This is a genomic window from Janthinobacterium sp. P210006 (assembly GCF_036231885.1).
GTDB classification, from domain to species: Bacteria; Pseudomonadota; Gammaproteobacteria; order Burkholderiales; family Burkholderiaceae_D; genus Janthinobacterium; species Janthinobacterium violaceinigrum.
Window position 1 is genome coordinate 861176 of the sequence record NZ_JAZARD010000001.1, and the last position, 22592, is coordinate 883767.

At 63.5% G+C, this 22592-nt stretch carries 17 protein-coding genes and 1 pseudogene; 10 read left to right on the forward strand and 8 right to left on the reverse strand.

Annotation, left to right across the window (positions count from 1 at the left end; translation table 11 throughout):
- Positions 1–130: 130 nt before the first annotated feature.
- A complete protein-coding gene (locus VPH41_RS03780) occupies positions 131–442 on the forward strand; it encodes a c-type cytochrome (RefSeq protein ID WP_034786554.1) in 312 nt (103 codons plus the stop codon).
- Positions 443–463: 21 nt separating this feature from the next.
- Here VPH41_RS03780 and VPH41_RS03785 read toward each other — a convergent pair whose 3' ends face one another.
- Entirely contained in the window at positions 464–1486 is a 1023-nt protein-coding gene (locus VPH41_RS03785; protein WP_328569018.1) for an NAD-dependent epimerase/dehydratase family protein, read from the reverse strand.
- Between the two features lie 91 nt (positions 1487–1577).
- Between VPH41_RS03785 and VPH41_RS03790 the strand changes: the two genes are divergently transcribed.
- Positions 1578–2480 (forward strand): LysR family transcriptional regulator, encoded by a 903-nt coding sequence (locus tag VPH41_RS03790; RefSeq protein WP_328569019.1) that lies wholly within the window; start codon positions 1578–1580, stop codon positions 2478–2480.
- Positions 2481–2571: 91 nt separating this feature from the next.
- Here VPH41_RS03790 and VPH41_RS03795 read toward each other — a convergent pair whose 3' ends face one another.
- From VPH41_RS03795 to folD, 5 genes are all read right to left on the reverse strand, one after another.
- On the reverse strand, positions 2572–3714 hold the full coding sequence (locus VPH41_RS03795; protein ID WP_328569020.1) for a branched-chain amino acid ABC transporter substrate-binding protein: 1143 nt from the start codon (positions 3712–3714) through the stop codon (positions 2572–2574).
- A gap of 326 nt (positions 3715–4040) precedes the next feature.
- The gene (locus VPH41_RS03800) at positions 4041–4442 is read right to left on the reverse strand and encodes a hypothetical protein (RefSeq protein ID WP_328569021.1); all 402 of its coding nucleotides are present in this window, start codon (positions 4440–4442) and stop codon (positions 4041–4043) included.
- Complete coding sequence (locus tag VPH41_RS03805; protein WP_328569022.1) at positions 4439–4864, reverse strand: DNA polymerase III subunit chi; 426 nt, start codon at positions 4862–4864, stop codon at positions 4439–4441. Before VPH41_RS03805 ends, VPH41_RS03800 begins: the two co-directional genes overlap by 4 nt.
- Positions 4865–4871: 7 nt before the next feature.
- The gene (locus tag VPH41_RS03810; protein ID WP_442906214.1) at positions 4872–6956 is read right to left on the reverse strand and encodes a M3 family metallopeptidase; all 2085 of its coding nucleotides are present in this window, start codon (positions 6954–6956) and stop codon (positions 4872–4874) included.
- Positions 6957–7076: 120 nt separating this feature from the next.
- Entirely contained in the window at positions 7077–7922 is an 846-nt protein-coding gene (folD, locus tag VPH41_RS03815) for a bifunctional methylenetetrahydrofolate dehydrogenase/methenyltetrahydrofolate cyclohydrolase FolD (protein ID WP_152283314.1), read from the reverse strand.
- 575 nt (positions 7923–8497) lie between these two features.
- On the opposite strand from folD, the gene aceE reads away from it, so the two are divergent.
- The 5 genes and pseudogenes from aceE (at position 8498) to VPH41_RS03840 (ending at position 16451) form a co-directional block, all read left to right on the forward strand.
- Positions 8498–11194, forward strand: coding sequence for a pyruvate dehydrogenase (acetyl-transferring), homodimeric type (gene aceE, locus VPH41_RS03820; protein WP_152257524.1), 2697 nt, complete (start codon positions 8498–8500; stop codon positions 11192–11194).
- A gap of 94 nt (positions 11195–11288) precedes the next feature.
- The gene (gene aceF / locus VPH41_RS03825) at positions 11289–12953 is read left to right on the forward strand and encodes a dihydrolipoyllysine-residue acetyltransferase (protein ID WP_152283315.1); all 1665 of its coding nucleotides are present in this window, start codon (positions 11289–11291) and stop codon (positions 12951–12953) included.
- 10 nt (positions 12954–12963) lie between these two features.
- A complete protein-coding gene (gene lpdA, locus VPH41_RS03830; protein WP_328569023.1) occupies positions 12964–14748 on the forward strand; it encodes a dihydrolipoyl dehydrogenase in 1785 nt (594 codons plus the stop codon).
- A gap of 71 nt (positions 14749–14819) precedes the next feature.
- Positions 14820–15015, forward strand: a pseudogene (locus VPH41_RS03835) (dihydrolipoyl dehydrogenase); the annotation flags it as partial.
- 335 nt (positions 15016–15350) lie between these two features.
- A complete protein-coding gene (locus tag VPH41_RS03840) occupies positions 15351–16451 on the forward strand; it encodes a hypothetical protein (protein ID WP_328569024.1) in 1101 nt (366 codons plus the stop codon).
- A gap of 8 nt (positions 16452–16459) precedes the next feature.
- On the opposite strand, the gene VPH41_RS03845 is transcribed toward VPH41_RS03840, so the two are convergent.
- The gene (locus VPH41_RS03845; protein WP_328569025.1) at positions 16460–17179 is read right to left on the reverse strand and encodes a TetR/AcrR family transcriptional regulator; all 720 of its coding nucleotides are present in this window, start codon (positions 17177–17179) and stop codon (positions 16460–16462) included.
- Between the two features lie 144 nt (positions 17180–17323).
- Here VPH41_RS03845 and VPH41_RS03850 point away from each other — a divergent pair, with 144 nt between their 5' ends.
- The 3 genes from VPH41_RS03850 to VPH41_RS03860 are packed head-to-tail and all read left to right on the forward strand — an operon-like array spanning position 17324 to position 21635.
- Positions 17324–18526 carry an HlyD family secretion protein gene (locus tag VPH41_RS03850; RefSeq protein WP_287779845.1) on the forward strand — a complete coding sequence of 401 codons (1203 nt, stop codon included), beginning with the start codon at positions 17324–17326 and terminating at the stop codon, positions 18524–18526.
- A 6-nt stretch (positions 18527–18532) separates the two neighbouring features.
- Positions 18533–20131 carry a DHA2 family efflux MFS transporter permease subunit gene (locus VPH41_RS03855; protein ID WP_152257518.1) on the forward strand — a complete coding sequence of 533 codons (1599 nt, stop codon included), beginning with the start codon at positions 18533–18535 and terminating at the stop codon, positions 20129–20131.
- Positions 20132–20171: 40 nt separating this feature from the next.
- Positions 20172–21635: an efflux transporter outer membrane subunit gene (locus VPH41_RS03860; protein WP_328569026.1), complete on the forward strand. Its 1464-nt coding sequence runs from the start codon at positions 20172–20174 to the stop codon at positions 21633–21635.
- An 8-nt stretch (positions 21636–21643) separates the two neighbouring features.
- Here VPH41_RS03860 and VPH41_RS03865 read toward each other — a convergent pair whose 3' ends face one another.
- Complete coding sequence (locus VPH41_RS03865; RefSeq protein WP_328569027.1) at positions 21644–22561, reverse strand: LysR family transcriptional regulator; 918 nt, start codon at positions 22559–22561, stop codon at positions 21644–21646.
- Positions 22562–22592: the final 31 nt, after the last annotated feature.

Consider the following 22592-nt stretch of genomic DNA (forward strand, 5'->3'; position numbering starts at 1 on the left):
GCAGTTGGGGCAGAATAGGACTGCCTGCTGACTACATTGCGTTACTACATTGAAACGCTTGATCTGGGCTCGTGGTGCATCTGCGGAAACACAGTAAAATGCCGCAGGAAGTAACTTTGGAGAAAAGACAATGAAACGTTTTATGTTGGTGAGTGTATTGGCCGTGTCGGCCCTGGCATCGCAAGCAGCGTTGGCCAATCCTGACCTGGCGAAAGCAAAGAACTGCATGGCATGCCACGCAGTGAGCACGAAACTGGTGGGCCCGGCGTTCAAGGACGTGGCTGCCAAGTATGCCGGTCAGAAAGACGCGGAAGCCAAGCTCGTGGCGAAAGTCATGAAGGGCGGTTCCGGCACTTGGGGCGCGATCCCGATGCCAGCCAACCCGCAAGTGAGCGATGCGGAAGCCCACACCCTGGTCAAATGGGTACTGGCACAGAAATAATCTGTGCCGTAGTACCTGCAATTAGCGCGCCGGCAATCCCGGCGCATTTTTTTTGTCCGCCGCCTTTTGCAGATTGCCCATGCCCTCCAGTGTCGCCCGCACCGCCTCGTCGAGCGGCGTATGCGGCTCCTGCCCCAGCACGGCCAGCAGTTGCGCGTTGTCCATGGACAAGGGCGTCTGCCATAAATAGCGCATCTCGCGCATTTCGCGCAGGGTCGCCACGAACGGCGACGCCAGCGCCACCAGCCACCACGGAAAGCGCCGGATGACGGGGCGCGTGCCCGACGCCTGTTCCACCACGCGGGCAATCGCCCCCGTCATTTGCTCGCCGTCGTGGTCCCAGTGGCCCGCCATGTGAAAGCGCGCAAACGGCGGCAGGGCGACGCGCATGGCCAGCAATTGCACCATCGTGCGCGCCACGTCGGGCAGGTAGGACCACTGGTGGCCCACGCCGGGCGCGCCCGGATACAGGATGCTGCGCACGGGCTGGCCAGGCTTGACGAGGCCCTGCGAAAACCAGTTATTGCCGGCGCGGGGACCGAAGAAGTCGCCCGCCCGCACGATCAGGACCCTGGCGCCCTGCGTGGCGGCCCGTTCCAGGCGCGCTTCCAGTTCCACGCGGATGGCGCCCTTGCGCGTCAGCGGGCGCTGCGGCGCGTCTTCCGCAAGTAAGTCTTCCGATGCGGGGAAGGCGTCGGGGCCGAAGTTGTACACGGTGCCCGGCAGCACGATAGTGGCGCCTTCGGCAATCGCTGCGGCGATGGTATTGTCCAGCATGGGCAGCACCAGCTGGCCCCAATGTCGGTAGCCGGGCGGGTTGACGGCGTGCACGATGACGGCGCAGCCCCGGGCTGCCGCCAGCACGTCCGCGCGCGACAGCGCATCGCCGCGCAGCCATTCGATGCGGTCGCCCCGCGGCGGCGGCGTTTCTCCCCGCGTCAGGGCGCGTACCTGCCAGCCCGCCGCCAGCAACTGGCGCACCATCTCGCCGCCGATGCCGCCCGTGGCGCCCAGTACCAATGCCGTGTTTTTCGTGTTTTCCATCCTGACCTCCGTGTGGTTGATGGCGCCAGTATCTGCCGCGCAAGGCTAATTGGGAATTGACGAACATCGCGTACAGGCTATACATTTATGTATGACTACCGCCATCGCCTGGGAATACTACCGTTCGCTGCTGGCCGTGCTGAGGCACGGCTCGCTGTCCGGCGCCGCCCGCGCGCTGGGCATCACGCAGCCCACTGCGGGCCGGCATATCGCCGCGCTCGAGCAGGCGCTGGGCGCGACCCTGTTCACGCGCTCCCAGTTGGGCTTGCTGCCCACGGAAGTGGCACTGGCACTGCGGCCCCATGCGGAAACCATGGAGCATACGGCAGCCCTGATGGAGCGGGCCGCCAGCAGCCAGGGGCAGGGCGTGGCCGGCGTGGTGCGCATCGCGGCCAGCGAGGTGGTGGGCGTGGAAGTGCTGCCGCCTATCCTGGCCCGCCTGCGCGCGCGCCATCCGGGTTTGACCATTGAATTGGTATTGAGCAATAAAGTACAGGATTTGCTGCGCCGGGAAGCGGACATTGCCGTGCGCATGCTGCGTCCCCGCCAGGAGCAGCTGGTGGCGCGAAAGGTGGGCGACATCGAACTGGGCCTGCATGCGCACGCAGACTATCTGGCGCGGCACGGCACGCCGCTGGCATTGGCGGACCTGGCGCACCACGCCGTCATCGGCTACGACGAGGCGAGCCCTTTCGTGCGCAACGCGGGCGCGGCCTTTCAGGGATTTGCGCGGGAAAACTTTGCCTGGCGCAGCGACAGCGACCTGGCGCAGCTGGCCCTGCTACGGGCGGGCGCGGGCATCGGCGTGTGCCAGGCGGGACTGGCGGCGCGCGATCCATCGCTGCGGCGCGTGTTGCAGCAAGCGTTTTCGCTGCCCATGGAAACGTGGGTCACCATGCATGAGGACTTGCGCGGCAGCCTGCGCTGCCGCGCCACCTTCGACGCGCTGGCCGAAGGGTTACTGGCTTACGTAGCCGGACAGCAAGAACCGTAGCGACCGGATGTGAGTTGTGGCCGAGAAGCGGAGCTGTGCGAATGCACAGTGAGCATCGCAGGCCGCAAATCGCGCCGCGCAGTAGGTTCTATTATTTGACCACTTCCATCTTGGTCTTCTTGCCATCGCGATACGTGAACAAGGTCAGCGCGCCATCCTTGATGTCGCCGTTGGCATCGAACGCAATCGGGCCCGTCACGCCCTGGTAGTGCACCTTGGCCAGGAAGGGCAGGTAGACGGACGGCTTCGACGATTTGGCGTCGGCCATGGCGGTGGCCATGGTCATCACGGCATCGTAGACGTAGGGCGCATACAGCTGCACTTCCATATTGTATTTCTGCTTGTAGCGGGCGCGGAAATCGTCCATGCCTTTTTGCTGCGCGCCCGTCACGCCGCCCGCTTCCGCGCAGGTGACCATGTTTTCGCCCACGGCGTCGCCCGCCAGTTGGCCCAGCGGTTCCGTGCACAGGCCGTCGCCGCCCATGAACTTGGCCTTGATGCCCAGCGCCTTCATCTGGCGCAGCATGGGGCCGCCCACGGAATCCATGCCGCCAAAAAAGATCAGATCGGGATTTTTTGACTTGATGCTGGTGAGAATGGCATTGAAGTCGGTCGCATTGGCATTGGTAAATTCCTTGCCGACGATTTGCACGCTAGGCGCCGCCTTCTTGGCGCCCTTGACGAACTGCTCCGCCACGCCCTGGCCGTAGGCCGTGCGGTCATCGATGACGGCGATTTTCTTCGCTTGCAGCTTGCCCACGGCATACGCGCCCAACGTCCCCCCCAGCTTGTTGTCGTTGGCCACCACGCGGAAGGCCGTGTTGAATTTCTGCTGGGTATAGGTCGGGTTGGTGGCGGCCGGCGAAATCTGCGGAATGCCCGCATTGAAGTAAATGCGCGAGGCGGGTATCGTCGTGCCCGAATTCAGGTGGCCCACCACGCCGTTGACCTTGGCATCGACCAGTTTTTGCGCCACGGCCGTGCCCTGCTTGGGATCGGCCGCGTCATCTTCGGGGACCAGCACGAATTTCACGGCCTTGCCGTCGATCTTGAAGCCTTTGGCGTTCAAGTCCTCGATGGCCATCTTGGCCGCGTTCTCATTATCCTTGCCCAGGTGGGAGCTGGCGCCAGAGACCGGGGCGACGTGGCCGATCTTGATGATTTCCTGTGCGCCCGCATGGCCGGCAAAGGCGAGGGCGAGGGCGAGAGGAAGGACTTTGGTCTTGAGCAGCATAAACATTCTCCAATGGATAAAGATACGGCGGCGTCTCGTGAAAACCGCTTCGAGGGGCGGTACGTGTGAAGAAGGTACAACAAAAAACAGGCGGCGCAAAGCCGCTTTTCGGGCTTTTTGCATTTTGTCGCAACAATCACCAAAGTGAGGCGCGATGCACCGATTTCGCAGGCGCGAGCGCACCAAAGAATGGCGTTGCAAGGGGGAAGGGTGTAAGAAAATCTGCGTTCTTCTACCCCAAAACGACATCCGGGGTCAGACCCTGAGGGTCTGACCCCAGCCGTTCGCTGTTTGGGGGTAAAAGTGAGGGGATTACAGCGAGGGGATTACGGCGCCGGCGGGTGCAAGTGCCCCAGCTCATGGCTCACCGCATGCGCGACGATCTGTTCCAGCGATTGCTGCAAGTCTTCGCGCAGGGCACCGCGCATGCCGATCAGGGCATTCTGCAGGGCCGTCTGCAGGACGTGGGCGATGCGCTCTTCCAGCAGGTGGTCGATCTTGCCCTGGACTTGATGCAGGATGCGCTGCGTCAGCCGCTGTTCGATGGCGTCCCAGTCGGGCTGCACGACGCTGGGCGGCAACGCTGGCGCTTGCCCGGCAGGCGGCGCTGCCGGGACAGGGGCCGCCGCCGGCACAACGGGTACCGCGGGCGCCGGCTCCGGCACATCCGGCCCCAGCAGCACCTCCGTCAGCAGGGGGATGCCCTGGTCGAATGGCTGCTGGCTCATGTCTTACCTGCAACGAAGTGGGTCGGCTGCACGTCCTGCTGGCGGTAGTGCAGGAAGCGCTGGCGGCCCGCCTGCGCATCTTGCTCATCCATGGAGACGATTTCGAAGACGCGCTGGAACTGCGCATAGTTGGCTGGCGGCAACTGCGACAGGTTGACGAGGATGTCGTGGTGCGGCACCTCCGCCGTCCCGTCATCGGTGAGGATGATGGGCGTCTGCGCCGCCAGCGGATCGCCGGCCAGCACGTGCGGCAGGAAATCCGTGGCGGAAAACGTCCACATGGCGCGGTTCAAGGCGTCGAGCTGGGCGCCGTCTTGCGCCAGTACGACCACCTTGTTGCCGGCCATATAGGCCTTGCGCGCCAGGCGGCAGGCGTAGGCCAGCTTGTCCGGCACGTTGCTGTGAAAATCGACGCGGCTCATGGCGGACTCAGGCGGCCATGCCGCTGTGGCGCAGCAGGGCGTCGATCGACGGTTCGCGGCCGCGGAAGGCCGTGAACGATTCCAGCGCGGGGCGCGAGCCGCCGACGGACAGGATTTCCTGCAGATAGCGCTTGCCCGCTGCCGTGGTGGCGGCCGGTCCCAGCGCGCGGGCTTCCTCGAACGCCGCATAGGCGTCGGCGGACAGCACCTCGGCCCATTTGTAGCTGTAGTAGCCGGCTGCGTAGCCGCCCGCGAAGATATGCCCGAAGGCATTCTGGAAACGGTTGAAGGCAGGCGGGATCAGCAGCGCGAACCTGGCGCGCACGCCGTCGATCAGCTGCTGCACGCTCTGGCCCGTGGCCGCGTCGTAGTCGTAGTGCAGATGCATGTCGAGCAAGGAAAACTCCACCTGGCGCAGGGTTTGCAAGCCGGACTGGAAATTCTTGGCCGCCAGCATCTTGTCGTACAGCGCGCGCGGCAGCGGTGCGCCCGTGACGGCATGGGCCGTCATGTGTTCGAGCACTTCCCATTCCCAGCAGAAGTTTTCCATGAATTGCGATGGCAGTTCCACGGCATCCCACTCGACGCCGGCAATGCCCGACACGCCCAGTTCGTCGACCACCGTCAGCATGTGGTGCAGGCCGTGGCCGAACTCGTGGAACAGGGTGATCACTTCATCGTGGGTGAACAGCGCTGGCTGGACTTGGCCGTCGACGACGGCCGGCTGCGTGAAGTTGCAGGTGAGATAAGCGATCGGCGTTTGCACGTGGCCAGCATCGGCGCGGCGGCCGCGCGCGTCGTCCATCCAGGCGCCGCCGCTCTTGCCCGCGCGCGCATACAGGTCCAGGTAGAACTGGCCCACCAGCTTGCCGTCGCGCTCGATGCGGTAAAAGCGCACGTCCGGATGCCAGACGGGCGCTGTATCGAGCTTGATCTCGACGGCAAACAGGTTCTGGATCTGGCGGAACAAGCCGTCGATCACCTTGTGTTCAGGGAAATACTGTTTCACTTCCTGGGCCGAGAACGCGTAGCGGCGCTCCTGCAGCTTTTCGGAGGCGTACGGCACGTCCCACGCCTGCAGCTCGGCGATGCCCAGTTCTTCGCGCGCGAACTGTTTCAGTTCGGCCAGGTCCTTTTCGGCGAACGGACGCGCGCGTTTGGCCAGGTCTTCCAGGAAAGCGATGACCTGTGCGGGCGACGTGGCCATTTTCGACACCAGCGACACTTCGGCGAAATTGGCGTAACCGAGCAGTTTTGCCTCTTCTTCGCGCAATTGCAACAGGGTGACGATGTTGTGCGTGTTGTCCCAGTCGTCTTTTTTGCTGAAGGCCTCGCCCTGGTCCGACGCCTTGGTGGCGTTGGCGCGGTAGATGGTTTCGCGCAGCGCGCGATTGTCGGCAAACTGCAGGATCGGGTAATACGAGGGGAAGTGCAGCGAAAATTCATAGCCTTGCTTGCCTGCCTTGTCGGCGGCGGCGCGCGCGGCGGCCTTCACGTCGTCGGGCAGGCCGGCCAGTTCAGCTTCGTTCTCGACCAGCAACTTGTAGTCATTGGTGGCGTCGAGCACGTTTTCGGAAAAGCGCGTCGACACGGCAGCGTGCTCTTCCTGGATGGCGCCAAAGCGCTCTTTCTTGTCTTCGGGCAACTCGGCGCCGCCCAGGCGGAAGTCGCGCACGGCATTGTCGACGATGCGCCGGCGCGCGGGCGACAGGCTGGCGAAATCGGCGCGCGCCTGCAGTTGCTTGTATTTGCCGAACAGGATTTCGTTCTGGCCCAGTTCGGTCCAGAATTCCGTCACCTTGGGCTGGTTCGCATTGTAGGCGGCGCGCAGTTCGGGCGTATCGACCACGCTGTTCAAGTGGTTGACGATGCTCCAGGCGCGGCCCAGGGTTTCGGCGATCTGGTCCTGGGGCGCGACGAAATTGTCCCAGCTCACTTCTTCCATGGGCGCTTCCAGCTGCGCCACCGTGGCGCGCGCCTGTTCCAGCAAGGTGTCGATGGCAGGCGTGACATGCTCGTGCGTGATCGCGTCGAAGCGTGGCAGGCCGGAAAAATCAAGCAGGGGATTGGTATTCATCGTCGGTTCGTCCATTCTGTCTTCATATATGGAGCGCCTGAAAAACGTTCAAGGCATGGCGCGGTGCTGAAGGCAGTACGAATAGTACGGCGAGGCACTGCAACGCAGCCATGGACGTTTTCTCAGGTGCTCCTCTTAAATGCGCTCTGCGGCCTCGACGGTATTCATCAGCAACATGGTAATCGTCATCGGCCCCACGCCGCCCGGTACGGGCGTGATGTGGGAGGCGATGTCTTTCACTCCGGCAAAATCCACGTCGCCGCACAGCTTGCCGTCATCGTCGCGGTTCATGCCCACGTCGATGACGATGGCGCCCGGCTTGACCATGTCGGCCGTCAGGGTGTTGCGGCGGCCGACGGCAGCCACGACCACGTCCGCCTGGCGCGTGTACAAGCCCAGGTCCGGGGTCGCACTATGGCAGATGGTGACGGTAGCGTTCGCTTGCAAGAGCAGCAGGGCCATCGGCTTGCCGACGGTGTTGCTGCGGCCGATGACGACGGCGTGCTTGCCGCGCAAGTCCACGCCCGTGCTTTCGATCAGTTTCATGCAGCCATACGGCGTGCACGGGCGGAAGCCGGGCAAGCCCGTCATCAGTTCGCCGGCGCTCAGCACGGAGTAGCCGTCCACGTCTTTCGTCGTGGCGATCGCTTCGATGACCTTGTGCGGGTTGATGTGCTTGGGCAAGGGCATTTGCACGAGGATGCCGTGGATGGCCGGGTCGGTATTCAGGCTGGCGATGCGTGCCAGCAAGTCCGCTTCGGACAGGTCCGCTTCATATTTTTCCAGCACCGAGTGAAAACCCACGTCGCCGCACGCCTTGACCTTGTTGCGGACATACACCTGGCTGGCCGGGTCTTCGCCGACGAGAATCACGGCCAGGCCGGGCTGGGTGCCCTTGGCTGTGAGGGCGGCGGCGCGGGTGGCGATTTCGCTGCGCAGTTTTTGGGAGAGGGCGATTCCGTCGATCAGTTGTGCTGGCATGGTAGGGAGGCTGAGAGCTGTGGGAGGAGAAAGTCAAATTATAAAGCCGGGCGGCGCAAAGGGGCGGTTTTGGCGCCAATCCGTTAAGTTAAGCAGTGCTATGCATTTAAAAGCGCAAGGCTTAACAACAGCGGGCCAGAGACGCGGGCCTGAGAAAATGCCGATGGCGGCGTTGCAGCTCCTTGCCGTACTGGCGTACTGTCTGCGTCGCTGCGCCTTGCCCTCGACATTTTTCAGGCCCGCTTGGCTCGGTATGCCTGTGCGGACGACTGGGGTGGTAATTCGGTTTGCTGATGTGCTCGTAGAGCAGGGGCGGCCAGGGTATGCAAGTTTTCCGGTTTCGCCGCTATTTGCTACTCTGCACATCCTAGTTTCCGGGCGGAATTTGCGGCACTGCAGCATAAATTTCATAGGGTAATTTCACAATGCGAAATGCTATATCGTAATTTGAAAAATAGTAAATACGCTGTTAGAATCCCCACACTAAACCGACTTAATAGTAAATAATCAGCGAAATACCGTCCGACAGCGATCCGGAAAATCGGGGTGGGGCGCTCACAAAGGAGACTCAACAGATGTCAGCTCAACTGAACCAGGTAACGACACAGATCGGCACCGACCCGGATATGCAGGAAACCAAGGAGTGGCTGGACGCGCTCGAAGCCGTACTGGAAAATGAAGGTCCGGAACGCGCGCATTACCTGATGGAGCGCCTGGTTGACCTGGCCCGCCGCCGCGGCGCCCAGATTCCATTCTCCAGCACCACCGCCTACGTCAATACCATCCCTACCAAACAAGAAGCACACTGTCCCGGCAACCTGGAATACGAAGAGCGCCTGCGCTCGTGGATGCGCTGGAACGCCATGGCCATGGTGGTCAAGGCCAACCGCGCCGACGGCGACCTGGGCGGCCACTTGTCCTCGTTCGCGTCGCTGGCGAACATGCTGGGCATCGGCTTCAACCATTTCTGGCATGCGCCAACGGCCGACCACGGCGGCGACCTGCTGTACATCCAGGGCCACTCCTCGCCCGGCGTCTACGCGCGCGCCTTCCTCGAAGGCCGCTTGACGGAAGAGCAAATGCTGAACTTCCGCAAGGAAGTTGACGGCAAGGGCCTGTCCTCGTACCCGCATCCGAAGCTGATGCCTGACTTCTGGCAGTTCCCGACCGTGTCGATGGGCCTGGGCCCGCACATGGCGATCTACCAGGCGCGCTTCCTGAAGTACCTGCACGCACGCGGCATCGCCAAGACCGACAACCGCAAGATCTGGGCGTTCTGCGGCGATGGCGAGATGGACGAGCCGGAATCGCTGGGCGCGATCGGCCTGGCCGCGCGCGACATGCTCGACAACCTGGTCATCGTGGTCAACTGCAACCTGCAGCGCCTGGACGGCCCTGTGCGCGGCAACACCAAGATCATCCAGGAACTGGAAGGCGAATTCCGCGGCGCCGGCTGGAACGTCGTCAAGGTCATCTGGGGCCCGGGCTGGGACGCCCTGCTGGCACAGGACAAGGAAGGCATCCTGCAGCGCGTGATGATGGAAACCGTCGACGGCGAATACCAGAATTACAAAGCGAAAGACGGCGCCTACGTGCGCAAGCACTTCTTCGGCAAGCATCCGAAGCTGCTGGAAATGGTTGCCAACATGACGGACGACGACATCTGGCGTCTGACCCGTGGCGGCCACGATCCGCACAAGATCTACGCGGCCTTCAAGATCGCCCAGGAACACAAGGGCCAGCCGACCGTCCTGCTGGTGAAAACCATCAAGGGCTACGGCATGGGCAAGTCGGGCGAAGCGCGCAACACGGCGCACCAGACGAAAAAACTGGACGACGAAGCCATCCGCGAAATGCGCGACCGCTTCTCGCTGCCGATCCCGGACGACAAGCTGGCCGACATCCCGTTCTTCAAGCCTGCCGACGATGCGCCGGAAATGGTCTACCTGCACGAGCGCCGCAAGGCCCTGGGCGGCTACCTGCCGCAGCGCCGCCAGAAGTCGGAAGAAACCCTGCCCGTGCCTGGCCTGGACGCGTTCAAGAACGTGCTCGAAGCCACGCCTGAAGGCCGTGAAATCTCGACCACGCAAGCATTCGTGCGCGTCATCTCGACCCTGCTGAAAGACCCGAACCTGGGCCAGCGCGTCGTGCCTATCCTGGTCGACGAGTCGCGTACCTTCGGCATGGAAGGCCTGTTCCGCCAGATCGGCATCTACAACCCGAAAGGCCAGTTGTACGAGCCGGTCGACAAAGACCAGGTCATGTACTACCGCGAAGACAAGGCTGGCCAGATCCTGCAAGAGGGCATCAACGAAGCGGGCGGCATGAGCTCGTGGATCGCCGCGGCGACGTCGTATTCGACCAACGACCGCATCATGATCCCGTTCTACACCTTCTACTCGATGTTCGGCTTCCAGCGCATCGGCGACCAGGTATGGGCTTCGGCCGACATGCGCGCCCGCGGCTTCCTGATGGGCGGCACGGCTGGCCGTACGACCCTGAACGGCGAAGGCTTGCAGCACGAAGATGGCCACAGCCATATCTTCGCCGCGACCATCCCGACCTGCATGCCGTACGATCCGACCTTCAGCCATGAAGTCGCCGTCATCATCCAGGACGGCCTGCGCCGCATGATCGCCAACCAGGAAGATGTGTTCTACTACATCACGATCATGAACGAGAACTACGCCCAGCCAGGCATCAAGCCAGGCCAGGAAGAAGGCATCCTGAAAGGCATGTACAAGCTGCAGGAAGGCCCGGCGGACGCCAAGCTGCGCGTACAGTTGATCGGTTGCGGCACCATCCTGCGCGAATCGATCTTCGCCGCCGAATTGCTTGCCAACGACTGGGGCGTGGCTGCGGACGTGTGGTCGGCGCCGTCGCTGACCCTGGTGGCCCGCGATGGCCAGGATGCGGAACGCTGGAACATGGTCAACCCGTCGAAAGAGCAGCGCGTGCCGTACGTGACGTCGCTGATGCAGGACACGGATGGCCCGATCGTCGCCACGACCGACTACATGCGCGCGTTTGCAGAACAGATCCGCGCCTTCATGCCGAAGGGCCGCACTTATAAAGTGCTGGGCACCGATGGCTTTGGCCGCTCGGACAGCCGCGCCAAGCTGCGCGAGTTCTTCGAAGTGAACCGTTATTATGTCACCGTGGCCGCGCTCAAATCGCTGGCTGACGAAGGCAAGATCGACGTGTCGGTGGTGGAGCAGGCGATCGCCAAGTATGGCATCGACGCCAACAAACCGAATCCGGTGACCCAGTAATCGTTGTGCGGACCCGATGATGCCAGGGCGGTGCGAAAGTGCCGCCCTGGCGTGTGTGCGGGTCCATCTGACAAATAAAATAACGGAGCAAGCTATGAGCATTGTGGAAGTCAAAGTCCCGGATATCGGCGATTTCAAGGAAGTCGAGATCATTGAACTGATGGTCAAGCCAGGCGATACGGTCAAGGTCGACCAGTCCCTGATCACGGTCGAATCGGACAAGGCCAGCATGGAAATTCCATCGAGCCACGCCGGTGTCGTCAAGGAATTGAAAGTCAACGTGGGCGACAAGATCGCCGAAGGCTCGCTGGTCCTGCTGCTGGAAGTGGCGGACGACGCCTCGGCCACGGCTGCCCCTGCGGCCGCACCGGCGCCAGCCGCTGCCGCCCCTGCACCGGCTGCCGAAGCTGCCCCTGCGGCCGCGCCAGCCGCCGCCCCTGCCGGCGCGCCGGCCCTGGTCGAAGTGACCGTGCCTGATATCGGCGACTTCAAGGAAGTCGAAGTCATCGAACTGATGGTCAAGGTGGGCGATGCGATCAAGGTCGACCAGTCGCTGCTGACGGTCGAATCGGACAAGGCCAGCATGGAAATCCCATCGAGCCACGCCGGTATCGTCAAGGAATTGAAGGTCAAGGTCGGCGACAAGGTCGCCAAGGGCTCGCTGGTGCTGGTCGTTGAAACGACCGGTGGCGCTGCCGCTCCTGCTGCAGCACCTGCCGCCGCACCGGCGCAAGCTGCCGCCGCGCCAGCTGCTGCCGTCGCGTCGGCGCCGGTCGCCGCTGCTGCCCCGGCGCCAGTGGCCGCCGCCCCTGCCGTCAATGGCAAGCTGGCGCACGCATCGCCGTCGATCCGCAAGTTCGCGCGCGAACTGGGCGTGGACCTGGCCCGCGTGGGCGGTTCCGGTCCGAAGGGCCGCATCACCCAGGAAGACGTGCAGAACTTCGTCAAGGGCGTGATGTCGGGCGCCGTCGCCGCGCCGAACGCTCCTGCCGCCAAGGCCGGTTCGGGTGTGGGCCTGGACCTGCTGCCATGGCCGTCGCTGGACTTCAGCAAGTTCGGCACGACCGAACTGCTGCCGCTGTCGCGCATCAAGAAAATCTCGGGTCCGAATTTGCACCGCAACTGGGTCATGATCCCGCACGTCACGCAGTTCGACGAAGCGGACGTGACGGACCTGGAAGCGTTCCGCGTCGACACCAATGCGGCCAATGCGAAGAACAAGGATGCGGCCAAGCTGACCATGCTGGCCTTCGTCATCAAGGCGTCCGTCGCCGCGCTGAAGAAATTCCCCGCGTTTAACGCTTCGCTGGATGCCAAGGGCGAAAACCTGATCCTCAAGCAGTACTACAACATCGGCTTCGCGGCCGACACGCCGAATGGCCTGGTGGTGCCCGTGATCAAGGGCGCGGACCAGAAGTCGGTCTCGCAGATCGCCCGCGAAATGACGGAACTGTCCTTGCAGGCACGCGAAGGCAAGCTGAAACCGGCCGACATGCAGGGCGCCAGCTTCACGATTTCGTCCCTGGGCGGCATCGGCGGCACGCACTTCACGCCTATCGTCAATGCGCCGGAAGTGGCCATCCTGGGCCTGTCGAAAGCCTCGATCAAGCCGGTATGGGATGGTAAGGCCTTCCAGCCGCGCCTGATGATGGGCACCTCGCTGTCCTACGACCACCGCGTGGTCGATGGCGCGATGGGCGCGCGATTCTCCGTGTACCTCGGCGAAGTCCTGGCCGACATGCGCAAAATTCTGCTGTAAGGAGCGATTGATGAGCACAGTAGAGGTAAAAGTACCGAATATCGGCGACTTCAAGGAAGTCGAAGTCATCGAACTGATGGTCAAGGTGGGCGATACCATCAAGGTGGACCAGTCGCTGATCACGGTCGAATCGGACAAGGCCAGCATGGAGATTCCATCGACCCACGCGGGCGTCGTCAAGGAATTGAAGGTCAAGGTCGGCGACAAGATCGCCGAAGGCAGCGCGCTGCTGGTGGTGGAAGCGTCGGAAGGCGCGGCTGCTGCTCCGGCTGCTGCCGCTGCGCCAGCTCCGGCCGCAGCACCTGCCGCCGCTGCGGCCCCGGCACCGGCGGCCGTCGCCGCCATCCCGGCCGGCAATTACAGCGGCCAGGTCGACATCGACGTCGACATGATGGTGCTGGGCGGCGGTCCTGGCGGCTATTCGGCGGCGTTCCGCGCGGCCGACCTGGGCATGTCCACGGTGATCGTCGAACGCTACGCGACCCTGGGCGGCGTGTGCCTGAACGTGGGCTGCATCCCGTCGAAGGCGCTGCTGCACGTCGCTTCCGTGATCGACGAGACGGCGCACATGTCCAACACGGGCGTGACGTTTGCCAAGCCGACCATCGACATCGACCAGGTACGCAAGTACAAGGAAGGCGTGATTTCGAACATGACGGGCGGCCTGGCCGGCATGGCCAAGGCGCGCAAGACGCAAGTGGTGACGGGCGTGGGCCAGTTCCTTTCCGCGAACCACATCGAAGTGACGGCCAATGACGGCACGAAGAAGGTCGTGCAGTTCAAGCAGGCCATCATCGCCGCCGGTTCGTCCGTGGTGAAACTGCCTTTCGTGCCGGAAGATCCGCGCATCGTCGATTCGACGGGCGCGCTGGAATTGCGCCAGATCCCGAAACGCATGCTGGTCATCGGCGGCGGCATCATCGGACTGGAAATGGCAACCGTGTATTCGACCTTCGGCGCGCGCATCGACGTGGTCGAAATGATGGATGGCCTGATGCAGGGCGCGGACCGCGACGCCGTCAAGGTGTGGCAGAAGTTCAATGAAAAACGCTTCGACAACATCATGACCAAGACCAAGACGGTAGCCGTCGAGGCACTGCCGGAAGGCATCAAGGTCACGTTCGAAGCAGCCGAAGCGGGTGCCACGGCACCGGCGCCGCAAGTCTACGACCTGGTGCTCGTCGCCGTGGGCCGCAGCCCGAACGGCAAGAAGCTGGCCGCCGACAAGGCGGGCGTGCAAGTGACGGACCGCGGCTTCATCAACGTCGACAGCCAGATGCGCACCAACGTGCCGAACATCTTCGCCATCGGCGACCTGGTGGGTCAGCCGATGCTGGCGCACAAGGCCGTGCATGAAGCCCATGTGGCTGCCGAAGCGGCCGCCGGCCAGAAGTCGCACTTCGACGTCAAGGTGATCCCTTCGGTCGCCTACACGGACCCGGAAGTGGCATGGGCCGGCATCACGGAAGACGAAGCGAAAGCCAAGGGCATCAAGGTCGAGAAGGGCCACTTCCCGTGGGCCGCTTCCGGCCGCGCCGTGGCCAATGGCCGTGCCGAAGGCTTCACCAAGCTGCTGTTCGATGCGGAGACGCACCGCATCATCGGCGGCACCATCGTCGGCACGCATGCGGGCGACATGATCGGTGAAATCGCGCTGGCCATCGAGATGGGCTGCGACGGCACCGACATCGGCAAGACCATCCACCCGCACCCGACCCTGGGCGAGTCGATCGGCATGGCCGCCGAAGTGTACGAAGGCGTGTGCACGGACTTGCCGCCGCCGCGCAAGCGCTGATAAAGAGTCAATTTTCAGTACAAAAAACCCGCAAGCGATTGCGGGTTTTTTTCATCCAGCACATCCGCTGTGGCGCCATCGTCGGCACGCATGCGGGCGACAGATGACGATGTGGCGGCGAGATCGCGCTGGCCATCAAGGAAGGGCGACGGCACCGGCATCGGCAAGACCATCGACCCGCACCCGACCCTGGGCGAGTCGATCGGCATGGCTGCCGAAGTGTACGAAGGCGTATGCACGGACTTGCCGCCGCCGCGCAAGCGCTGATAAAAAGTTAATTTTCAGTACAAAAAACCCGCAAGCGATTGCGGGTTTTTTATTTCCCTTGATCCTGGCAAGGTAAACCGCAGATGCAGCGTGGCGTATCCGCCCTATGTGAAAATTGGTGAGTATTGCCGTATGGAAAAAGTGGCAGAATGGAGGTCTGTAACCATGTTTTGCTTTTTGCTTCAACAGAAGCGTGTGATTTTTCCAGGAATGTTGCCAGCGTGGGTTTCGGTCAAGTTCCGCTGTACTGAGAGAGTTTTGCAACAATGAAAAAGTTTACCGCCCTTCATATTGCCGATGTCCGTCTGCGTCGGGCTGATGAGCAAGAGCAAGCCGTGATGCTGCATGCCTTGTACCAGGATGTGGCCGCTATCCTGGCCGCCGGCAAGCAGATCGATGCGATTTTCTTCACGGGCCAGCTGGTGGCGCCCGACGCCTGCGCCGGCACGACGCCCGTGTATGTCTATGAATACTTCCTGCGCCCCCTGCTGCAGGCGGCCAGCTTGCCCGGCGCGCGTTTCTACCTGGTGCCGGGCAGCCGCGTGCAGGGTGTGGCGGCCGCGGCGCTGGGCAATGCCGGTTTCAGCTTTTTCTCCGCCGATGAGCACGCCAGTGCCGAGCAGCGCGCGCACTACAAGAATATCCACGCCGTCTTCCATGGCCACCAGCATACGGGCGATGCCAGTTCGCTCATGAAGTCGCTGGGCATCCTGTTCAAGAGCAATCCTGGCAGCCTGTACGGTACGCATGGCCAGATGGCGGCGTTTTCCGTGCTCGAGTTCGGCACAGGCGCGGCCGATGGCGACGCGGCAGGCACGCAGTGGACCGTGTCCCTGCGCGAGTTCGACGAAGTGAGCAAGAACTTCGCCCTGTCGGTGCTGTACACGCCGAATGGCCAGGAAACGGGCCAGGTGGATGCCGAGTATGTGTTTGCCACCCTGCTGCCGGAACTGGCAGCCGAGTCCGCCTATTTCGATGGCTTGCTGGGCAGGGCGGGCGTGCCGCCGCGCGCGGACGCCGGCACGGCTGCCGATGCGCGCGAATTCCTGATCGAGCTGGCATTCGTGATGTTCGAAGCCAAGACGATGTTCCTGGGCGAGGCGGAACTGGAGCGTTTTGCCAGCGATTATTGTGGCGTGAAGGGCTGGACCATGGGGGCCGGGGACTGGCTGGCGCCGCTGTATGCGCACGGCTTGCTGCTGCGCGCCGATAGGCAGGTGGCGTTTGCCTTCGATTATTTCCGCACCTATTTCCTGGCGCAGCGCTTTGAAACTTCGTTCGACCTGATGCGCTATGGTCCGCAACGGTATGATGGCAGTGAGCCTTCACTCAGCCTCGAAGGCCCGTCGGCAGCCCAGCCTTTCCTGCGTGCGCTGGGCTTGGGCGATGGGCGTGCCGAAACGGTGTTGCAGGAAGCGGGCAGCCACCCTGGCTGAACCGCGCGTCAGTTCCCGAGTGGCTGGTGCAGGGTGCCGCGCAGGAACAGGTCGAGGCTGACCGCCACCTTGGCGCGCAGTTGCGCCACATCTGGTTGCGCCTGCGGCGGGAACAGCAGGCGCGACATCTGATCTCCCAGCAGGCAATTGAGCAGGTGCAGCGCCAGCATGGACGGCGTCAACTCGGCGCGGAACAGCGGCGCGATGTCGGGGCGGCTGAAAAACTTGACCAGCATCTCGCGTGTCTGTCCCGGTCCCACCTTGTAGAACGTTTCCGCCAGTTCCGGGTGCGTGGCCGCTTCGGCCACCACCATGCGATTGAGGCGGATGGCGGCCGGCATCGTAACGAGCTGCACGAATAGCAGGCCGAACTCGCCCAGGATGGTGGGCAGGGGCCGCATATCCGTTTCCAGCGCCGGCATGGTCGAGAAGTAGGCGGCGCGGCGCAGTTCCACCACGGCATTGAACAAGCCTGACTTGCCGCCAAATTTCACATAAATCGTGCGCACGGCCACATGGGCTTCGCGAGCGATCATTTCCAGGCTGACCTTTCCATACCCTTTTTCCAGAAACAGGCAACCGGCCGTGTGCAGCAGGTTTTCCATGCGCGCCTCCATGTCGGCTGCGCGCGGGCGGCCGGCTGGCTTGCCGCAGCAGGAAAGCTCCTGGGCGGCATCGCTGGATTCTTTATCGGTTGGCAAGGTATCGCTGAGGCCGGGATCGGGCATGGTCTGGGTCTCTTTATAAGTTGGAAGGTAAGTGATGGCTCACACTGTAGTGCAAATTAAAATGAAATGCAATCGTTTCATTTCTTGACTTTGGCTTTTCTTTGACCAATAATGAACCTATATCATTTCATTTTCGGAGCGAGTATGTCCAACCAGCCAGGCCAAGCAGAGCACAAGGTGCTTAGCGCCGTCCCACCCGCGGCCCCAGCCGCACCTTCCACGCCCGCCGCTTCCGCCAGCTCCGCCCCGCCGAACAACCGCGTGAAAATCATCGCCGGCCTGATCGTCCTCGTCGCACTGGGCGCCGGCGCGCGCATGTGGTACCGCAGCCACTATTTCGTGGAAACGGAAAACGCCTATGTCTCGGGCCACGTGCATCCCGTGTCGGCGCGCATTTCCGGCGTCGTCACCAAGGTTTTCATCGATGACAATCAAATGGTGAAAGAGGGCGACGTGATCGCCGAACTCGATCCCTTCGACCAGCGCGTGAAGACCGAACAGATCGCCGCGCAGATCGCCAGCGCCGAGCAGCAAGTGCTGCAGGCTGACGCGCAGATCGCGCAAGTGCAGGCGCAAGCGAGCGCCGCCCAGGCGCAAGTGGCGCAGGCGGACGCGCAGCTGCTGCGCGCGAAACAGGATGCGGAGCGCTATGGCCAGCTGTACACGAGCCAGATGAAAGCCGTCTCGAAAGCGGAAGTCGATGCGGCCAATGCGGCCCGCTCCAGCGCCGTGGCCGACCTGGCCGCCCGCCGCGACAGCGCATCGGCCGCCAAGGCGCAGATCGGTGCGGCGCAAGCTGCGCGCGACGTGGCCAAGGCCCAGGTAGCTGTGCTGCGCGTGCAATTGAAGGACGCGGAACAGCAGCTGCAATACAACCGCATCCTGGCTCCCGTCGCCGGCCGCATCGGCAAGCGCAACGTGGAAACGGGCATGCGCGTGCAGCCTGGCCAGCAACTGACGGCCATCGTACAGGACAACGTCTGGGTCACCGCCAACTTCAAGGAAACGCAGCTGGCCGACCTGCACCGCGGCCAGAACGTGCACGTGACGATCGACGCCATGCCGGGCAAGAAACTGGTGGGCACGGTCGACAGCTTCGCGCCTGCCTCGGGCGCGCAATTCGCGCTGCTGCCGGCCGATAACGCCACCGGCAACTTCACGAAGATCGTCCAGCGCGTGCCGGTGAAGATCGTCTTCCAGCCGGCAGACATCAAGGCCATGAACGGCCGCCTGGTGCCGGGCATGTCGGTGATCGCCGAAGTGGAAGTGAACCAGCCCGCGTCGGAAAATACGCAGCGCCACGCCGCCGCGCCAGCCGCTCCAGCCGTGCAGACCGCCGCCCGCTAAGCTTCCATGAGCAGCCCTTCCACCACACCGGCGGCATCGCCGGCGTTTCCCGTGATCAGCGAGAAAGTCTCCGGGCGTACCTGGCTGGCCGTCGCCGCCGGCATGCTGGGCGCCTTCATGGCGGTGCTCGACATCCAGATCACGAACTCCTCGCTCAAGGATATCCTTGGCTCGCTGTCGGCCACCCAGGAAGAGGGCTCGTGGATTTCCACGGCCTACCTGGTGGCGGAAATCATCGTCATCCCGCTCACCGCGCTGCTGGCGCGCGTGTTCGGCCTGCGCACCTACATGATAGGCACCACCGCTTTCTTCCTGCTGTTCTCCACGCTGTGCGGCACGGCCTGGAACCTGGAAAGCATGATCGTCTTCCGCATGCTGCAGGGCTTCACGGGCGGCGCCCTGATCCCCATGGCGTTCACCCTGGTGATGCTCAAGCTGCCCGCCTCGAAGCGCGCCGTCGGCATGGCCATCTTCGGCCTGACGGCGACCCTGGCGCCGGCCATGGGCCCGACCCTGGGCGGCTACCTTTCCGAGCTGTATGGCTGGCCCTCGATCTTCTACATCAACTGGGTGCCGGGCGTGCTGCTGATCGCCGGCATGATCTACGGCCTGGACAAGGAGCCGATGAAGCTCGAGATGTTCTGGAAAGCGGACTGGCTGGGCATCTTCTTCATGGCCCTGGGCCTGGGCTGCCTGACCATCTTCCTGGAAGAGGGCAATTCGAAGGACTGGTTCGACTCGGGTTTCATCATCACCTTCGCCGCACTGGCCCTGGTGGGCATCCTGGGCTGGGTCGTCACCAGCGCCACGCGCGCCGAACCGTTCGTCAACCTGGGCCTGTACGGCCAGCGCAACTTTCTGGTCGCCACCGTGCTGTCGGCAGTGACGGGCATGGGCCTGTATGGCTCGGCCTTCCTGCTGCCCCTGTTCCTGGGCCAGATCGCCGGCTATTCGCCCATGCAGATCGGTGAAGTCATCATGTGGGTGGGCTTGCCGCAGCTGTTCATCATGCCCTTTGTCGCCAAGCTGTCTTCCAAGGTGGACAACCGCATCCTGTGCTCGTTCGGCCTCTTGCTGTTCGGCGGTTCGTGCATGATGAATGCGTACATGGATGCGTCCACCGGCTACGATCAGCTGCTGTGGTCGCAGGTGGTGCGCGCGCTGGGCCAGCCCTTCGTCATGCTGACCCTGTCGAACTTCGCCATGAAGGGCATCGCGCCGAAGGACATGCCGTCCGCATCGAGCCTGTTCAACATGACGCGCAACCTGGGCGGCTCCATCGGCATCGCCCTGCTGGCCACGGCCCTGAGCACGCGCGAGCACTTCCACTCGCAGCGCCTGGGCGAAGCGATCAATGCGTATTCCAGCGCCACGCAGCTGCGCATCGACCAGCTGACGTCCTCGTTCATGGCCAAGGGCTATGACGCCGTCACGGCCGGCAACCAGGCCTTGCAGGCGATCGACGGCATCGTGCGCCGCGAAGCGTACGTGATGGCCTACAACGATGGCTTCTTCCTGATCGGCGCCATCCTGCTGGCCTGCATCGTGCCCTTGTGGCTGGCCGACAAACTCAAAGCCCCCGGTGGCGGTGGCGGCGGTCATTGACCGCCAACGCAAGCCCTTAAAGAACAAGAAGGTATACACCATGCAAACAGTATTGACGAAAATCGCGCTGGCCGCTTCCCTTGCCGTGGCGCTGTCCGCCTGCGGTACCGTGGGCCAGGATTTCACGGCCCCGGCAAATGTGGCCGGCATCGACAACGCCTCGTTCCGCCACGGCGCGGCCACGGCCGACGCCGCGCAGCTGCCGAAAGAGTGGTGGAGCATCTACGGCGACGCCACCCTGGACCGCCTCGAGCGCAGCGCCCTGCAGGACAATCCCAGTATCAAAGCGGCGGGCGAACGCCTGCTGCAGGCGCTGGCGCAAAGCGGCACGGCGCGCGCCAACCAGGGCCCGAGCGTGAACGTCAGCACGGGCATCTCGAACTCGCGCACGTCGGCCAACACCTCGCAGGGCCTGGCCCTGGGCAACCGCTCCATCAGCGGCAATAATTTTTCCGTGGGCGGTACGCTGTCGTACGAAGTCGACTTGCTGGGCCGCGTGAAACGCCTGGTCGAAGCGGCTGATGCGCAGGCGCTGGCGGCGCAGGCCGACCGCGATGGCGTGCTGCTGATGCTGTCGGCGCAAGTGGCCAGCAACTACTGGCAGCTGCGGGGACTCGATGCGGAAATGGCCATTTTGAATGGCGCGCTCGACACGCGCCGCGAATCGGCGCAGCTGGTCGAGGCGCGCTTCAATGCGGGCCTGACGAATGAGCTGGATCTGGCGCGCGCGAAAGTGGAACTGTCGAACGCGCAAGCCGACCTGCATGAAGTCAAGCGCCAGCGCAACCAGCTGGAAAACAGCCTGGCCACGCTGACGGGCAAGCCGCCATCGGCGCTGCAATTGCCGGTGGCCGCCGAGCCTTCCAGCTTGCCGCTGCCCCCGGCCATTCCCGTCGGCTTGCCGGCCAGCCTGCTGGCGCACCGCCCCGACCTGATCTCCAGCGTGGCGAACCTGCGCGCGGCAAACGCGCAGGTGGGCGTGGCCGAAGGCGCGTTCTATCCGTCGCTGCAATTGACGGGCAATTTCGGCTACGCGTCGGAAAAGCTGCGCGACCTGGCGCAGGGCGGTTCGCGCCAGTTCAGCTTTGGCCCGCTGGCCCTGTCGCTGCCCATCTTCGACGGCGGCCGCAACCAGGCCAACCTGGATTTGAGCAAGGCGCGCTATGGGGAAGCCGTGGCGAACCACGAAACGAAGCTGCTGACGGCGCTGCGCGAAGTGGAAGACGCCCTGTCCGACGTGGAGCAGCGCCAGTTGCAGGGCGATGCCCAGGCCCTGTCGCAGGCAGCGGCGGCGCGCGCCTACCTGGTGGCGCGCACGCGCTACGAGCGCGGCATCTCGACCTATCTTGACGTCACCGATGCGCAGCGCAGTTCGCTGGCAGCGGACCGCGCCGCCGTGCAGATCAAGACCCAGCGTCTGCTGGCGACGGTGGCCGTGGCCCGCTCCCTGGGCGCCGGCTGGCAGCCGGACGGCGAACTGGCGAAGCTGGCAAAGGCCCACTGAGTTCTCAGTTACGTGAGCGTGGCCGGCGGCGGTGTCGCCGCCGGCCCGTAGCGTTCCAGCATGAAGTCGATGAAGGTCGTCAGCTTCGGCGTGGGCTGGCGGTCGCGCGGATACAGCAGGTGCATCAGGCGCGGCGCCGGCACGTAATCGCGCAGCAGCGGCACCAGCCGTCCCGCCGCGATATCGTCGGCCAGCAGAATTTCCGCCTGCATCACGATGCCGAAACCGTGCAGGGCCGCCATGCGCAGGGCCTGCCCATTGTTCGAACGGAAGCGGCTCTCGACCGCGGCGCCATCGTGGCGCGCTTCCTTGCCGCTCAGGCGCCAGCGCATGTGGCGCGACCACTGCATGAAATCCACGCATTCGTGCCGCGCCAGATCGTCGGGCGTGCGCGGCGTGCCGTGTTTCGCCAGATAGTCGGGCGAAGCGCAGATCACCATCGCGTAATGCTGCAGGGGCCGCGCCACCATGCCGGAATCCTCGAGCGCGCCGATGCGGATGGCCGCATCGAATCCTTCCTCCACCAGGTCCACCATCCTGTCATTCAGATTGAGCTCCAGGCTCACGTCCGGGTAGGCCGCCAGGTATTCGGCCATCAGCGGCGCGATGCGTTCGCTGCCGAAGGACACGGGCGCCGTGATTTTCAGCTTGCCGCGCGGCGTGGCCCGCATCGCTTCCGCGCCCGTTTCGGCGGCCGCGATCTGCGCCAGGATCTGGCGGCATTGCTCCACATACTGCTGGCCGATTTCCGTCAGGCTCTGCCGGCGCGTGGTGCGCGCCAGCAAGCGCGTGCCCAGTCGCTCTTCCAGCTGCCGGATGTGCTTGCCCACCATCACGGGCGAGATGCGGAAGGTGTCGGCGGCGGCCGTAAAACTGCCCTGGTCGACGACGGAGACGAAGATTTCCATGCTGCGCAATTTATCCATACGCTTCGATTGCAAATTGTGGGTTAGTAAT

Bases quoted from the DNA above. Each gene is read 5' to 3' on its own strand.
- VPH41_RS03795 (WP_328569020.1), bottom strand. From the start codon at position 3,714: ATGCTGCTCAAGACCAAAGTCCTTCCTCTCGCCCTCGCCCTCGCCTTT.
- VPH41_RS03780 (WP_034786554.1), top strand. From the start codon at position 131: ATGAAACGTTTTATGTTGGTGAGTGTATTGGCCGTGTCGGCCCTGGCA.
- VPH41_RS03800 (WP_328569021.1), bottom strand. From the start codon at position 4,442: ATGAGCCAGCAGCCATTCGACCAGGGCATCCCCCTGCTGACGGAGGTG.
- lpdA (WP_328569023.1), top strand. From the start codon at position 12,964: ATGAGCACAGTAGAGGTAAAAGTACCGAATATCGGCGACTTCAAGGAA.
- VPH41_RS03865 (WP_328569027.1), bottom strand. From the start codon at position 22,561: ATGGATAAATTGCGCAGCATGGAAATCTTCGTCTCCGTCGTCGACCAG.
- VPH41_RS03845 (WP_328569025.1), bottom strand. From the start codon at position 17,179: ATGCCCGATCCCGGCCTCAGCGATACCTTGCCAACCGATAAAGAATCC.
- VPH41_RS03855 (WP_152257518.1), top strand. From the start codon at position 18,533: ATGAGCAGCCCTTCCACCACACCGGCGGCATCGCCGGCGTTTCCCGTG.
- VPH41_RS03790 (WP_328569019.1), top strand. From the start codon at position 1,578: ATGACTACCGCCATCGCCTGGGAATACTACCGTTCGCTGCTGGCCGTG.
- VPH41_RS03860 (WP_328569026.1), top strand. From the start codon at position 20,172: ATGCAAACAGTATTGACGAAAATCGCGCTGGCCGCTTCCCTTGCCGTG.
- VPH41_RS03805 (WP_328569022.1), bottom strand. From the start codon at position 4,864: ATGAGCCGCGTCGATTTTCACAGCAACGTGCCGGACAAGCTGGCCTAC.
- VPH41_RS03785 (WP_328569018.1), bottom strand. From the start codon at position 1,486: ATGGAAAACACGAAAAACACGGCATTGGTACTGGGCGCCACGGGCGGC.
- aceE (WP_152257524.1), top strand. From the start codon at position 8,498: ATGTCAGCTCAACTGAACCAGGTAACGACACAGATCGGCACCGACCCG.
- VPH41_RS03810 (WP_442906214.1), bottom strand. From the start codon at position 6,956: ATGGACGAACCGACGATGAATACCAATCCCCTGCTTGATTTTTCCGGC.
- folD (WP_152283314.1), bottom strand. From the start codon at position 7,922: ATGCCAGCACAACTGATCGACGGAATCGCCCTCTCCCAAAAACTGCGC.
- VPH41_RS03850 (WP_287779845.1), top strand. From the start codon at position 17,324: ATGTCCAACCAGCCAGGCCAAGCAGAGCACAAGGTGCTTAGCGCCGTC.
- aceF (WP_152283315.1), top strand. From the start codon at position 11,289: ATGAGCATTGTGGAAGTCAAAGTCCCGGATATCGGCGATTTCAAGGAA.